Source organism: Leifsonia sp. NPDC058194, from assembly GCF_042883605.1.
GTDB lineage: Bacteria > Actinomycetota > Actinomycetes > Actinomycetales > Microbacteriaceae > Leifsonia.
In genome coordinates this window covers 565,310-579,055 of sequence record NZ_JBHVVL010000001.1, presented here as the reverse complement: position 1 = coordinate 579,055, position 13,746 = coordinate 565,310, and the positions used below count along the sequence as shown (strand labels likewise).

Genomic DNA, 13,746 nt, shown 5'->3' with positions numbered 1-13,746 from the left:
GGAATCCGTGCGGGCGGCTCCGGGGGACCGACCACCCGCGTCGAAGGCAGGGGACATGAAGCGCAGAAGCGATCCGGACGCGGTGGCGGGTTCCGCGGCGCCGGGCGGTGCGCCCGTCCGGGGCGGGCTGCACCACATCCATCCGTTCACGTTCGGGCTGGTCGGAGCGCTCGGGGTGCTCGTCGCCCTGCTGATCGGCGCCGTCATCGGCCAGCTCTCGACCGTGCTCGTCTACATCGGGCTCGCGCTCTTCCTGGCGCTCGGGCTCGACCCCATCGTGTCGTTCATCGAACGCAAGCTGCCGCGCGGCGCCGCCATCAGCATCGTGGTCGCCGTGGTGATCCTCGTCTTCGCGGGCATCATCCTCGCGATCGTGCCGGTGCTGGTGCAGCAGATCTCGCACCTCGTCCAGACCCTGCCGACGACGATCGACGACATCATCAAGAGCGGCTGGTACAAGGACGTCACCCGCCAGTACGGGGACAGCATCCAGCAGGGCCTCGACGGCGTGCTCAACTTCTTCAAGGACCCGGGCAACCTCGCGACCATCGGAGGCGGCCTGATCGCCGTCGGCGCGGGCATCGCTGGCGGGCTCACGGGCGTGACCATCGTGCTCATCCTGACCCTCTACTTCATGGCGTCGCTGCGCTCGATCAAGCGGATCGCCGCGCGCTTCGTCCCGGAGTACCGTCGCGAGCGCTTCGCGGAGCTCGTGGACGACGTCTCCGGCGCCGTCGGCCGCTATGTGATCGGCCAAGCGAGCCTGGCCCTGATCAACGGCATCCTGAGCCTGATCTTCCTGACGATCATCGGGGCGCCGCAGCCGGCCCTCCTCGCGCTGATCGCCTTCCTCGGCTCCCTCATCCCGCTCGTCGGCACGCTGATCGGCGCGATCATCAACTCGCTGATCTGCCTGCTCGCGTCGCCGCTGACCGCGCTCGTCGCCTTCATCTACTACCTGGTCTACATGCAGGTGGAGGCGTACATCATCAGCCCCCGCATCATGAACAAGGCGGTGGCCGTGCCCGGCGCGATCGTCGTCATCGCGGCCGTCGGCGGCGGAACGATCGGCGGGATCCTGGGCGCACTCGTCGCCATCCCGGTCGCGGCCAGCGCGATCATCATCATCCAGAAGGTCGTCTTCCCCGCGCAGGACCGCAAGGTGGTGCCGCCGATCGACGCCTGATCCGGCGCCCGCGGCCCGTCGCAGAAGAGCTCGGAGTGTTTCTCCGGGCTCTTCTGCTGTGTTCGGCGCTCCACGCGAAAAAGGGAGTTGCGCATCTTCAGGTCTATCTTCTATGGTTTATTTAGTCCTGAACAAAGGTAGGCCGATGGCGCTCTCATCCCTCTCGCGGACCGACGTGAACCGCACCGCGATCCTCGCGCACCTCGGTGCGCTCGGACCGGCGTCCCGCGCCGAGCTCGCCCGCCGCATCGGCGTCTCGCCGGCATTGATCACCCAGCTCACCCGCGACCTGCTCGCCGAGGGCCTGATCGAGGAGCTCGAGCACGCGAGCTCCGGCGGCGGCCGCCCGGCGCGGATGCTGGGGCTGGTCTCGCGTACCCTGACCGCGATCGGCGTCAAGGTCGCACCCGATCACGTCGCCCTCGTCGAGGTCGGCATCGACGGTGCGGTGCTCCGCTCGTCCACGCTGGCGTTCGACGCGGTGTCGCCACTGGCGGTCTCCGGCCTCGTGGAGCTGGTCCGCACCTTCATCGCCTCTGGCGACGCCGAGGCCGGCGGGCCGCTCGGGATCGGAGTCGGACTGCCCGGCACCGTCGTCGAGCAGGGCGTCGGCGTGGTCGACTCGACCCAGCTGCAGTGGAACCAGGTGCCGCTCGGCGCCACCCTCCGCCGCGCTCTGGACTTGCCGGTCGTCGTCGAGAACAACGTCAACGCGCTCAGCGTGGCCGAGAAGCTCTTCGGCCAGGGGCGCGACTGCGACGACTTCCTCGTGGTCACCATCGGCAACGGCGTGGGAGCCGGAGTGGTGGCCGGCGGCTCCATCCTGCGCGGGCGAGCAGGCGGCGCGGGCGATATGGGCCACGTGCCCGTCGTGGAGGACGGCCCGCTCTGTCAGTGCGGCAACCGCGGCTGCCTGGAGGCCCTCATCGGCCAGGGCGCACTGGTGACGGCCGGCCGCGCGGCCGGCGCCATCGCTCCCTCGGACGGGATCGATGAGCTGCGCGCGGCGGCAGACGGCGGCGATGTCCGGGCCCAGACGCTGTACGCCGAGGCGGGCCATCGGCTCGGGCGCGCACTCGCCGGAGTGGTGAACGTGCTCGACCCGGAACTGGTCGTGCTCCTCGGTGAGGGCGTCGAGGCGTGGTCGCACTGGGCTCCCGGGTTCGAACCCGCTCTGCGCGCCGCCCTCGTCCCCGGCAAGCGCGGGGTCGCCGTCGCCGTGGAGACCTGGCAGGACGACCGCTGGGCCCAGGGTGCCGCGGCCCTCGTGCTCGCGACGCCGTTCGACGCAGAAGGCGTCGCCGGCGAGCAAGGTCGTCTCGTCCGCGAACGCTTCGTGTCCACGGCGGGAGCGCGCTGATGGCCGTGACGAACCTGCGGCCCGACACCCTCGCGTCGCCGAGGCCGCCCGCCCGCGGCAAAGCCGGCTCCCGGCCCGGTGCCCGTCGCGGCCGGCGCCGCTGGGGCTACGCCCTGACGGTCGCCGTCTTCCTGCTCCCCAGCCTCATCCCCCTGCTCGCGTTCGTCATCGGGCCGATGCTCTCGGCGGCGTGGACCAGCCTGCACCAGTGGAACCTGATCGGCGACATGAAGTGGGTCGGGTTCGACAACTACGCCCACCTGGTCAGCGACCCGGGCACGCAGCAGGCGTTCCTGCACACGCTCTACTACATCGTCGGCTACCTGCCGCTGGTCTACGTGGGCGGCCTGAGCCTCGCCCTTGCGCTCAACGCCAGGCTCAAGGGGCGGGCGCTCCTGCGCGGCGTCTACTTCCTCCCGGTCGTGACGAGCTGGGTGGTCGTCGCCCTGGTCTGGCGCTGGCTGCTCAACCCGAGCGTCGGCGTCGTCAACTACGTGCTCGGCCTGGTCGGGATCGACGGCCCGGGCTGGTGGACCGACCCGGCGTGGTCGATGCCGTCGATCATCCTGGCCTCGGCCTGGAAGGACCTCGGCTTCGTCATGGTCATCCTGCTGGCCGGTCTGCAGACCATCAACCAGGACCTCTACGAGGCTGCCGAGATCGATGGCGCGGGATGGTGGCGCCGCCTGTTCAGCATCACCCTCCCGATGCTCTCGCCCTCCACCTTCTTCGTGATCGTGCTCTCGCTGATCAACGGCTTCCAGGTCTTCGACCAGGTGTACGTGATGACCGGCGGCGGTCCGAACAACTCGAGCCAGGTCGTCGTGCAGCAGGTCTACGACCTCACCTTCCGCTACGGCCAGGCGGGCATGGCCTCCGCGCTGTCGTGGCTGCTCTTCCTCGTCATCCTCGTGGTCACCCTGGTCCAGTTCTACGGTCAGAAGAAGTGGGTGAACTATGCGTAAGCCCACCGGCAGGGTCCTGCTGTACCTCGCGCTCATCGTCGGCGCGCTGATCATGATCTTCCCGTTCGTCTGGACGGTCGTGACGTCGATCAGCCCAGGCGCCAGCCTGACCACGACGCCGAAGCTCATCCCCGACAACCCGTCGCTGGCGCCCTATGTGCAGCTGTTCGAGCGGGTGCCGTTCGGCCAGGTGATCGTCAACTCGCTCGTGATCGCCGTGGTGAGCACGGTGTTCCAGCTCATCACGAGCTCGATGGCCGCGTATGTGTTCGCCCGGATGCCCTTCCGCGGACGGGGTGCGATCTTCCTGCTCTACCTCGCGACGATGATGATCCCGTTCCAGGTGCTGATCGTGCCGCTGTTCGTGGAGATGAAGTCGCTGGGGCTGATCAACACCTATGCCGGCGCCATCCTGCCGACCATCGCGTCCGCGTTCGGGGTGTTCTTGCTGCGCCAGGCGATGAGCACGGTGCCGTACGAGCTCGACCAGGCGGCGACGCTCGACGGCGCCGGACACTTCCGGGTCTTCTTCCAGATCGTGCTGCCGCTCGTGCGGCCGGCCCTGGCGACGCTCGCGGTGTTCGGCTTCCTCAACACCTGGAACAGCTTCCTGTGGCCGCTCATCATCCTGCGCGACCCGCTCATGCAGACCCTGCCGGTCGCCCTGGCCAGTCTGCAGGGGCAGTACTCGACCCAGTGGGACGTGCTCATGGCCGGTTCGGTCATCAGCATCCTGCCCATGTTCGCGCTCTACGTCTTCGCCCAGAAGTACATCGTCCAGGGCGTCGCCGGGACGGGGCTCAAGTAGCCCCGGCCTCCCTTCACCACCACCTCACCCGAACCCCCTGCATCGAAGGAGATCGCACTCACATGAAGAAGTCACTCGTCGCGACGGTCGCTGTCGCGGCCCTCGCCGCGGTCGGCCTGGCCGGCTGCTCGTCCTCCAGCGGGTCCGACGGCGGCAAGACCACCGTCACCTACTCGAACTTCATCTCGAACGGCGGCAACGAGAAGAACCTCCAGGCCATCGTCGACGCATTCGAGAAGGCGAACCCGGACATCACCGTCAAGGTCACCACCACCGACTACGCCAACTACTTCACGAAGCTGCAGACCGATCTGTCGGCCGGCACGCAGTCCGACGTGTTCGACGTCGACGCGGGCAGCTACGCGACCTACGCGGCGGACGGCGTGCTCGCCCCGCTCGACGGGGTCGACGCCTCGAAGTACCGCACCTCGGTGCTCGACACCTACAAGACGGACGGCAAGCAATACGGCCTGCCGACCTCGTTCTCGAACGTCGTCCTCTTCTACAACAAGGAGCTCTTCGACAAGGCGGGCGTCGCCTACCCGACGAAGGACTGGACCTGGGCCGACGAGAAGGCCGCGGCCGAGAAGCTCACCGACAAGGCGGCGGGCGTCTGGGGCGACTACCAGCCGATCAGCTACAACGAGTACTACAAGGCCGTGCAGCAGGCCGGCGGTCAGTTCCTGAGCGACGACGGCAAGAAGGCCGCCTTCGACGACCAGGCCGGCACCGCGGCCGCCGACTGGATCGCCGGCAAGTCGGGCACGGTCATGCCGACCGCGGCCGATGGTGCGGGCACCGCCGACTTCGACACCAACCTGTTCAAGGACGGCAAGCTCGCCATGTGGCACACCGGCATCTGGATGTTCAGCACGCTCGGCGACCTGCCGTTCGGCTGGGACGTGCAGGTGGAGCCGGGCGACACGCAGAAGGCCAGCGCGACCTTCTCGAACGCGGTCGTCGTCTCCAAGGATGCGAAGGTCAAGGCGGCCGCCCAGAAGTGGGCCGACTACCTCTCCAGCTCCAAGGAGATGGTGGACGTGCGCCTCAAGGCCGGCTGGGAGCTGCCCGCGATCAGCGACGACTCCCTCCTGAAGCCGTACCTCACCGCCGGTGCGCCGGCGAACCGCCAGGCCGTCTTCGACTCGCTCGAGAAGGTCGCCGTCGCCCCGCAGCTGGGCGCGAACTCGCAGAAGATCCAGGACGACGTGACCAACGCCCTCGGTGAGATCGCGGCGGGTCGTCAGAAGACGGCGGACGCCATCCCGACCACGGCCGACCAGGTCACGGCACTGCTGAAGTAGCGCAGCGGCGGACCGGCCGCGCCTCCCGCCTTCCCGCGGAGGGCGCGGCCGATCCGCCTCCGACCCACTCCGAACACCGCCCCGACGACGGAAGAGCCTCTCGTGCCCCGCTATACCGCATCCCCCCTCGCCGAGCACAGTCTCGCTCTGATCACCGGCCTGCAGACGCCCGAGGGCGCCTACCCGGCCAGCCCGTCCTTCTCCGCCTACGCCGGCTACTGCTGGTTCCGCGACGGCGCGTTCATCGCCGACGGCGTGTCCGCCGCCGGGGAGGCCGCGTCGGCCGAGCGGTTCTTCGACTGGTGCGCCGGCGTGCTGCGCGCGCGGGCCGACCACATCCGGTGGATCGTGGCGGAGACCGCCGCCGGCCGGCCTCCGACGGGGTCGCGGATGCTGCCGGCGCGCTTCACCTTCGACGGCCGCGACGGCACGGACGAATGGTGGGACTTCCAGCTCGACGGCTACGGGACCTGGCTGTGGGCCCTGGTCGAGCACGGCCGTCGACACGGGACCGATCTCTCGCCGTGGCGGGACGCGGTCGAGCTCACCGTCGACTACCTCGTCGCCTCGTGGCAGCGCCCGTGTTACGACTGGTGGGAGGAGCACAGCGAGCACGTGCACGTCTCGACCCTCGCGTGCGTGGCGGCCGGCCTCGGCGCCGCCGCCGACGCGGGCCTCCTCGACCAGGCACGCGAGGCCGACACCCGTGCAGCCGCCGACGGCATCCGGTCGCTCGTCGTCGCCGAGGGCGTCCAGGACGGACATCTCCTCAAGTGGCTGGGCAGCACCGCCGTCGACGGCAGCCTCGCCGCTGCCCTCGCGCCGCTCGGGTTCGTCGAGCCGGGCTCCGGACTCGGTGCGGCCACCATCGATCTGCTGGAGAGGCACCTCACCGTCGACGGGGGGATGCACCGCTACCTCGGCGACACCTTCTTCGGCGGAGGCCAGTGGCCCCTGCTCAGCTGCTTCCTCGGCCTCGCGCAGCTCGCCGCCGGCGACCGGGACCGCGCGGCCGAGCTGTACGAGTGGGCGGCGAGCACCGCGACCGCCGAGCTCGCGCTGCCCGAGCAGGTCGACCGTCACCTGATCGCTCCGCGCATGAAGCAGGAGTGGGTCGACCGCTGGGGGCCCGTCGCGACACCGCTGCTCTGGAGCCACGCGATGCTCCTGCGCCTGGGGGCGGCGCTCGACGCCCGTCCCGCACTCCTCGTCACCGAACTCGTCCAGGAAGGACCCGCCCGATGATCCGCCACCGCCCCGCCGGCTCCGGCCATCCGTACTCCGTCGATACCGAGCAGCGCTGGCCGGTCGTCCCCGAGGCCGGGGGCGTCGCGACGCTGGGCGTGCGCGCCGACGCGTCGATGACCGCGGTGTCGGTCGAACTCATTCGGACGCCGGATGCCGGCGCCGCCGAGACCGTCGAGCTCCCGCTCGAACGCGTGGCCACGACCTCCCGCGGCCGGGTCAGCGACGGCGGGCACCTCGCCTCGGCGCAGGCGCGACTGGCGCGTGCGGCGGGCGGCTGGCAGACGACCACGCCGACGCTCGAGGCGGGGTCCACCTATCGCTACCGGTTCACCGCCGTCCACGAGGACGGGCGCACCGAGCGCACGCGCTGGTTCGCGTTCCGGGCCGCCGCCTGGCGCTCCGCCGACGACGCCCTGGTGGTCTCGGGGGTCTCCCGGGTCGTCGCCGGGTCCATCGCCGTGTTCGACGACGGAGAGCGCATCCACCGGGCGCGGTTCGCGATGCCGCTGGGCGCGGGGGAGCACGTCACCGGTCTCGGCGAGCGGTTCGATGCCCTCGACCATGCCGGCGCCTCCCTCGACTCCGTCGTCTTCGAGCAGTACAAGAGCCAGGGCGCCGAGCGGAAGACCTACCTGCCGATGCCGTTCGCGCACGTGGTGGGCGGCACGGGGTGGGGATTCCACGTCGACACGTCCCGTCGCGTCTGGTTCGACTTCGGCGAGGCCGAGACGGGCGTGGCGACGATCGAAGCCGAGACCGGACCGGACGGCGTGCTCCCGGTGCGGTTCTTCGACGGATCGCCGGTCGAGGTGCTGAGCGGATTCCTCGACGGGGCCGGCCGCGCCGAAGAGCTGCCGGACTGGGTGTTCCGGCTGTGGGCGAGTGGCAACGAGTGGAACACGCAGGCCGAGGTCATGCGTCAGATGGACCTCCACCGCGAGCACGGAATCCCGGTCGGGTCGGTCGTGATCGAGGCGTGGAGCGACGAGAGCACGTTCACCGCCTTCCGCGACGCCCGGTACACCGTGACGGACGACGGCGCTCCGCACCGGCTCTCAGACTTCGAATTCCCGGCCGACGGCGCGTGGCCCGACCCGAAGGTCATGACCGACGAGCTTCACGCGCGCGACATCCGCCTGCACCTGTGGCAGATCCCGTTGCTCAAGATGCGCCCGCACCCGGCCGGACAGGCTGCAGCGGACGCCGAGGCCGCGATCCGGGAGGACGTGCTCATTCGCGAGCCCTCCCCGTCGGGGCGTCCGCGGCCTTATCGCAACCGCGGTTGGTGGTTTCCGCTCTCCCTCATGCCCGATCTCACCGATGAGCGGGCGGCACGCTGGTGGACCGAGAAGCGACGGTACCTGGTCGAAGAGGTCGGGGTCGACGGCTTCAAGACCGACGGCGGAGAGCACGCCTGGGGCGCCGAGCTCCTCTACCTCGACGGGCGCCTCGGCGACGAGAAGAACAACACCTTCCCGGTGGCATACGCCGCCGCGTACGGCGAGCTGCTGCGCTCGGCCGGCAAGGCGCCCGTCACGTTCAGCAGGGCCGGTTTCACGGGTTCCCAGGCGCACGGGGCGTTCTGGGCCGGGGACGAGAACTCCACCTGGGACGCCTTCCGCTGGTCGATGAACGCGGGCCTCTCCGCAGCGGCGAGCGGAATCGTCTACTGGGGGTGGGACATTGCCGGGTTCTCGGGCGACATCCCGACCGCCGAACTCTACCTGCGGTCCATGGCCGCAAGCGTGTTCGTGCCGATCATGCAGTACCACTCCGAGTTCAACCACCACCGCTCGCCGTCGCGCGACCGGACCCCGTGGAACATCGCGGAGCGCACCGGCGACGAACGGGTCCTCCCGATCGTCCGCAGCCTCGTCGGGCTCCGCGAGCGCCTCGTGCCCTACCTGCGGGAGCAGGCGGCCGTGTCGGTCCGTACCGACTCCCCTCTCATGCGCCCGCTCTACTTCGATCATCCGCACGATGCCGAGGTATGGCGCACCGAGCCGCAGTGGATGCTCGGCTCCGACCTCCTCGTCGCCCCTGTGCTCGCCGAGGGCGCCGGCACCTGGCCGGTCTACCTGCCGGACGGGCGTTGGACGGACGTCTGGACGGGTGACACGCACGAGGGCGGCACGCGCATCGACGCGGCGACACCGATCGACCGGATCCCGGTCTTCGCAGCGGAGGGAGCGCCGGCCGAGCTGATCGAGGTGTTCCGGGGCGTTCGGTGACCGGGACGACGGCGCCCGGAAGCGCCGTGGGGCCGATCGAGGCGTTCGACGCCTACACGCGGCGCCTGGTGGCATGGGCCCGTGACGACGCCCGCGTGCTCGGGGTCGTGCTGCTCGGCTCCGGCGCCGAAAGGGAGCGAATCGACGCGTGGTCCGATCACGACATCGCGGTGCTCGCGACACCGGGGTCCGTGGATGAGCTGCGCGAGGATCCGGCCTGGCTGCCAGACTCCGCCGAGATCGTCGCGGTCGCTCGCGAATGGCATGACGGCTTCACGGCGCTCTTCGCCGACGGGCGGGTCCTCGAGTTCGCTGTGACGGATCCTGCGGGCTTCGAGAGCTTCCCCGTGACCCGTGCCGCGATCGTCTACGACACGGGAGTCGTGACTCCTGCTCTCGATGCCGCTCGTCTCGCCACACGTCTGCGCGTCGTGGCCGGGGCGGAAACGGCGGCCGTCGTACTTCTGGTCGAGCTTCTCGTAGGAGTGGGGCGAGTGCGGCGCGGCGAGGCTCTGAGCGGAGGGGACGTCATCCGGTCGGAGGCCGCCCTCACGCTCATCGATCTGCTGATCGTGCGAACGCCGGGGGCGGCACATCCGGATGGCTTCGACGGTCGGCGCCGAATCGAGGCCGTCCTCCCCCGGGAGTCGGCGCGGCTCGCCGAGGTGCTCGCCCGCGAACCCGAGGCCGCGGCCCGCGGCATCCTCGATCTCGCCGAGGAGTTCCTCGCCCCGGGGTGGCCGGGCTGGCCGTCCGAGGCTGTCCGCGCGGTTCGGCGGCGCCTTGGATGGATGGTGGCGCAGGGCGAGTAGAGACCCGGTTTGCCGCTTCGGCAAACTTTGTCCGACATTTGGTCATTTGCTGCTAGCGTGGCGGACATGCCTCGTCTCGCTCCGAACGTGCCGCTCTCCGAGCGCATCGCCATCCAGCTCCGCCAGCGCATCGCCGATGGTGAGTTCCCGGTCGGCACCCTGCTGCCCACCGAGGTCGACCTCGCGCAGGAGTTCGACGTCAGCCGCGGGTGCGTGCGGGAGGCCGTCCGCTCGCTCGTCCACGCCGGCATGCTCGGCGCCCGCGCCGGCTACGGCACGTTCGTCGTGGCGACCAGCGACCTGGCCCCCGCGCTGGCCCGCCGTCTCGAGCACGACCGCATCGCGGACGTGCTCGAGGTGCGGCTGCTGCTGGAGCGCGAGGGCGCTCGGCTGGCCGCGGTCCGGGCGACGCCGGGGCAGCGGGAGGTGCTCGCCGAGGCCCTGGCCGCGCGGGCAGCCGCTCTCGCCACCGGCGACGCGCCGGCCTACGCCGAAGCGGACCGCCGGTTCCATCGGGCGGTCTTCGAGGCGTCGGGCAATGTCCTGCTCGCCGAGCTCTACCGCGGCGCGGGCGGGAACGACCAGGCGCTCCTGCACCTGGACTCGCCGGAGGTCGACCTCGCGGCGCTCGCCGCCGACATCGCCCGGATCGACGCGACCCACGTCGAACTGGTGGCGGCGATCGCGGCCCGCGATCCGGAGGCCGCCGCCGCCGCGGCCGAGCGGATGGTGCACGCTGCGCACGAGCAGGCCGGCTTCGAGCCGGAAGCGACGGAGATGGAGCCCACGGAACCGGTCGGCTCCCTCCCCGCCCCCGACCAGGACGAGGAGTCCGCCCGATGAGCACCGAGACCCGTCCGACCGCCGCTCAGCCCTCCGTGCGCACGTCGGCCGCCCGCCCCCTCCGCCCCGCCCTCGTCATCGCGGGCCTGCTGCTCGTGGCAGGCAACCTCCGCGCGGGAATCACGACCGTCGGTCCGGTGCTCGCCGAGCTGCAGCACGATCTGGGACTGTCGTCGCTGACGGCGTCCATCCTGATCAGCCTCCCGCTGCTCGCCTTCGCGTTCGTGTCGCCGTTCGCCCCGGCGCTCGCCCGCCGCATCGGCCTCGAACGCGCACTCGGCGTCGCACTCGCCGGGCTCGCCGTCGGGCTCGTCGTGCGATCGCTCCCCGGGCTGCCCCTGCTGTGGATCGGGACGGCACTGCTCGGTGTCGCCATCGCGATCCTGAACGTCGTGCTCCCCGCTCTCGTGAAGCGCGACTTCCCGACCCGCATCGGGCAGGTCACCGGCGCGTACTCGGCCGTGCAGGCCTCCTTCGCCGCGCTCGCGGCGGGTGCCGCGGTACCGGTCGCCGCCCTCACCGCGTGGGGCTGGCGCCTTCCGCTCGGGATGTGGGCGGGTCTCGCCCTCATCGCCCTCGCCGTCATGCTGCCCCAGCTGCGCCGTCGCACTGTCGTTCCGGCGGCGGCGGAGGACGACGTCGCGCTGCCCGAACCGCACCATCCCGCACCCTCCGGTCCGTCGCCCTGGGGCACGGCCATCGGCTGGCAGGTGACCGCCTTCATGGGGCTGCAGTCGATCGGCTTCTACGTCTTCATCACCTGGCTGCCGTCGATCGAGGGCGCGGCCGGCGTGGATGCCGCGGCGGCAGGAGTGCACCAACTGCTGCTCAACGCCTTCGGCATCGGTGGCAGCCTGCTCGCATCGACGCTCATCCCACGCTTCCGCGATCAGCGACTTTTGGCCGTCGCGGGACCGACGCTCTTCGCGCTCGCCGCGCTCGGCGTGCTGCTCGCCCCGCAGCTGGGCGGCGTGTGGGCGAGCATGGCCGGCCTCGCCGGCGGATCGAGCATCGTGCTGGCGCTCTCGTTCTTCGGGCTGCGCACCCGCCACCACGACCAGGCCGCGGCCCTGTCGGGCATGGCGCAGTGCGTCGGCTACGTGCTGGCAGCGGCCGGCCCCATCGCGGCGGGCGCCCTGCACGACGCGACGGGCTCGTGGACGCCCGCGCTGGCCGTCCTCGTCGGGCTCCTCGCGGTGCTGGCCGTCTTCGGCTACCTCGCCGGCCGGGCGCGGGTGATCGGCGGCTGACGCCCCTCCCGGGCCGGTCATCGCGTAGGCTCGCTGCACCATGAGCGAAGGGCCGTCGAGCGGGGCGCCGGCGCCGGCGGGCTTCGGCTTCCGTCAGCGGTCGGCCGGCGACGCCGTGGAGACGTGGGACGTCACGCTCGACGGCGTCGGATTCGCGCGGCACCGCCACGAGACCTACGGGATCGGCGTGACCCTCTCCGGCGTGCAGCGCTTCTACTATCGCGGCGAGCACCACGCGGGGCTCGCCGGTCAGTGGCACATCCTGCACCCGGGCGAGCTGCACGACGGGATGCCCGGCGACGCGCACGGCATCGCCTACCGGATCTTCTACGTCGACCCGGCGGCGATCCGGGAGGCGGGGGGAGTGCGCGGGCTCCCCTTCGTGACGGATCCGATCGCCCGGCCCGATCGGCTCCCGCTCCCCGGCGCGGACACGGTGGCGCGCTGGTCGGCCGCGGGCGACGATCTGCAGGAGGCGGAGATCGTGGCAGCGCTGGCCCGCGTGCTCGTGACGGCGGCGGGAGGGCCGTCGCCGTCCTGGTCGAAGCGGGTGGACCTCCCCGCCGTGATGCGGGTCGCACGAGCGCTCCGGGACGAACCGGAGTCCGGCTGGAACGCCGCGCAGCTGGAGGGGCTCTCGGGGCTCAGCCGCTGGGAACTGGCCCGGCAGTTCTCCACCGCGCTCGGCACGAGCCCGAGCCGCTACCGCTCGGCCAGCCGCGTCCGGGCAGCGCGCCGGATGCTCGCCGACGGGTGGGCGCTCGCCGACACCGCGGCCGCGGCAGGGTTCAGCGACCAGGCGCACCTGACGCGGGTGTTCCGGGAGACCCAGGGGGTGTCTCCCGGCCGCTGGCGCGACGCCGTCCTCGCAGGGCGGTGATCACGGCGGCCATGTCCTGATCGGCGTGCTCGGCGGCGGTCTCGGCGAACAGCTCGCGGCACGCTCCGATGAGCGGATGCGCCGAGCCGGCCGCGAGAGCGGCATCCTCGATCAGGGTCGCGTTCTTGAGCACGTCCGCGATCGCCGCCTGCGGCGAGAAATCGCCGTCGACGAGCTTGGCCGCCTTGCCGCGTGACACCGCCGAGGCCATCGGGCCCGCGTCGAGCACCTCCCGCAGCACGCGCACATCCCCTCCGGTCGACTCGGCGAAGTGGAACGCCTCGGCGAGGCCGGTCACCATCGTGATCAGGAAGGTGTTGACCGCGAGCTTCATCGTGATCGCCCCGGGCACCGCGCCGCACGCGAAGCGCTGGGCGCACATCGCGTCGACGAGTAGTGCGACCGCGGCCACCGCGTCGTCCGGGCCGGCGAGCATCGCGACGAGGGTGCCCTCTTCCGCCGGGATGCGGGAGCCGGAGACCGGGGCCTCGACGTACGACCCGCCTGCGGCGGCGATGTCGTCGGCCAGCGCCTGCGAGTAGTCGGGCGCGACGGTGCCCATCTGCACGATGATGCGGCCTGCGACGCGCATGCCGAAGCCGGAGCCGCCGCGGTCGAGCACCCCGTCGATCGCCGCCTCCGTCGCGAGCATCAGGATGATCGTGCGGCAGCGCGCGAACAGGTCGTCGACATTCCGGGCGACCGTGGCGCCGAGCCCGGCGAGCTCGGCGGCGGGACCGGGCGAGCGGTTCCAGACGACCAGATCGACGCCGGCGGCCAGCAGGTTCGACGCCATCGGCCGGCCCATGATCCCGAGGCCGGCGAAGCCGACGGGGGAAGCGGTGTCCACGTGCATGGT

At 71.3% G+C, this 13,746-nt stretch carries 12 protein-coding genes; 11 read left to right on the top strand and 1 reads right to left on the bottom strand.

Annotated elements, in window-relative coordinates:
* The first annotated feature begins 55 nt into the window (after positions 1-55).
* From ACFVU2_RS02710 to ACFVU2_RS02660, 11 genes are all read left to right on the top strand, one after another.
* Positions 56-1,186 carry an AI-2E family transporter gene (locus ACFVU2_RS02710; RefSeq protein ID WP_387870649.1) on the top strand — a complete coding sequence of 377 codons (1,131 nt, stop codon included), beginning with the start codon at positions 56-58 and terminating at the stop codon, positions 1,184-1,186.
* A gap of 145 nt (positions 1,187-1,331) precedes the next feature.
* A complete protein-coding gene (locus ACFVU2_RS02705; protein ID WP_387870646.1) occupies positions 1,332-2,546 on the top strand; it encodes an ROK family protein in 1,215 nt (404 codons plus the stop codon).
* Entirely contained in the window at positions 2,546-3,511 is a 966-nt protein-coding gene (locus tag ACFVU2_RS02700; RefSeq protein WP_387870643.1) for a carbohydrate ABC transporter permease, read from the top strand. The genes ACFVU2_RS02705 and ACFVU2_RS02700 overlap by 1 nt, the downstream gene beginning before the upstream one ends.
* On the top strand, positions 3,504-4,319 hold the full coding sequence (locus tag ACFVU2_RS02695; protein ID WP_387870640.1) for a carbohydrate ABC transporter permease: 816 nt from the start codon (positions 3,504-3,506) through the stop codon (positions 4,317-4,319). The genes ACFVU2_RS02700 and ACFVU2_RS02695 overlap by 8 nt, the downstream gene beginning before the upstream one ends.
* Before the next feature lie 62 nt (positions 4,320-4,381).
* Entirely contained in the window at positions 4,382-5,623 is a 1,242-nt protein-coding gene (locus tag ACFVU2_RS02690) for an ABC transporter substrate-binding protein (RefSeq protein ID WP_387870638.1), read from the top strand.
* A 102-nt stretch (positions 5,624-5,725) separates the two neighbouring features.
* Entirely contained in the window at positions 5,726-6,868 is a 1,143-nt protein-coding gene (locus ACFVU2_RS02685; protein WP_387870635.1) for a glycoside hydrolase family 15 protein, read from the top strand.
* Positions 6,865-9,102 (top strand): TIM-barrel domain-containing protein, encoded by a 2,238-nt coding sequence (locus ACFVU2_RS02680; RefSeq protein ID WP_387870632.1) that lies wholly within the window; start codon positions 6,865-6,867, stop codon positions 9,100-9,102. Before ACFVU2_RS02685 ends, ACFVU2_RS02680 begins: the two co-directional genes overlap by 4 nt.
* Positions 9,099-9,914, top strand: coding sequence for a hypothetical protein (locus ACFVU2_RS02675; RefSeq protein ID WP_387870629.1), 816 nt, complete (start codon positions 9,099-9,101; stop codon positions 9,912-9,914). The genes ACFVU2_RS02680 and ACFVU2_RS02675 overlap by 4 nt, the downstream gene beginning before the upstream one ends.
* Before the next feature lie 66 nt (positions 9,915-9,980).
* Positions 9,981-10,757: a FadR/GntR family transcriptional regulator gene (locus ACFVU2_RS02670; RefSeq protein ID WP_387870627.1), complete on the top strand. Its 777-nt coding sequence runs from the start codon at positions 9,981-9,983 to the stop codon at positions 10,755-10,757.
* Complete coding sequence (locus tag ACFVU2_RS02665; protein ID WP_387870624.1) at positions 10,754-12,007, top strand: MFS transporter; 1,254 nt, start codon at positions 10,754-10,756, stop codon at positions 12,005-12,007. Before ACFVU2_RS02670 ends, ACFVU2_RS02665 begins: the two co-directional genes overlap by 4 nt.
* 40 nt (positions 12,008-12,047) lie before the next feature.
* On the top strand, positions 12,048-12,887 hold the full coding sequence (locus ACFVU2_RS02660) for an AraC family transcriptional regulator (RefSeq protein WP_387870621.1): 840 nt from the start codon (positions 12,048-12,050) through the stop codon (positions 12,885-12,887).
* Here the strand turns inward: ACFVU2_RS02660 and ACFVU2_RS02655 are convergent.
* The gene (locus tag ACFVU2_RS02655) at positions 12,796-13,743 is read right to left on the bottom strand and encodes an NAD(P)-dependent oxidoreductase (protein WP_387870618.1); all 948 of its coding nucleotides are present in this window, start codon (positions 13,741-13,743) and stop codon (positions 12,796-12,798) included. The two genes, ACFVU2_RS02660 and ACFVU2_RS02655, sit on opposite strands and share 92 nt — an antisense overlap.
* Positions 13,744-13,746 lie beyond the last annotated feature (3 nt).

What these genes read in the sequence shown, in the direction of transcription:
- ACFVU2_RS02710 (WP_387870649.1), top strand. Translation starts at nt 56, where the DNA reads ATGAAGCGCAGAAGCGATCCGGACGCGGTGGCGGGTTCCGCGGCGCCG.
- ACFVU2_RS02700 (WP_387870643.1), top strand. Translation starts at nt 2,546, where the DNA reads ATGGCCGTGACGAACCTGCGGCCCGACACCCTCGCGTCGCCGAGGCCG.
- ACFVU2_RS02660 (WP_387870621.1), top strand. Translation starts at nt 12,048, where the DNA reads ATGAGCGAAGGGCCGTCGAGCGGGGCGCCGGCGCCGGCGGGCTTCGGC.
- ACFVU2_RS02695 (WP_387870640.1), top strand. Translation starts at nt 3,504, where the DNA reads ATGCGTAAGCCCACCGGCAGGGTCCTGCTGTACCTCGCGCTCATCGTC.
- ACFVU2_RS02670 (WP_387870627.1), top strand. Translation starts at nt 9,981, where the DNA reads ATGCCTCGTCTCGCTCCGAACGTGCCGCTCTCCGAGCGCATCGCCATC.
- ACFVU2_RS02705 (WP_387870646.1), top strand. Translation starts at nt 1,332, where the DNA reads ATGGCGCTCTCATCCCTCTCGCGGACCGACGTGAACCGCACCGCGATC.
- ACFVU2_RS02655 (WP_387870618.1), bottom strand. Translation starts at nt 13,743, where the DNA reads ATGCACGTGGACACCGCTTCCCCCGTCGGCTTCGCCGGCCTCGGGATC.
- ACFVU2_RS02665 (WP_387870624.1), top strand. Translation starts at nt 10,754, where the DNA reads ATGAGCACCGAGACCCGTCCGACCGCCGCTCAGCCCTCCGTGCGCACG.
- ACFVU2_RS02680 (WP_387870632.1), top strand. Translation starts at nt 6,865, where the DNA reads ATGATCCGCCACCGCCCCGCCGGCTCCGGCCATCCGTACTCCGTCGAT.
- ACFVU2_RS02690 (WP_387870638.1), top strand. Translation starts at nt 4,382, where the DNA reads ATGAAGAAGTCACTCGTCGCGACGGTCGCTGTCGCGGCCCTCGCCGCG.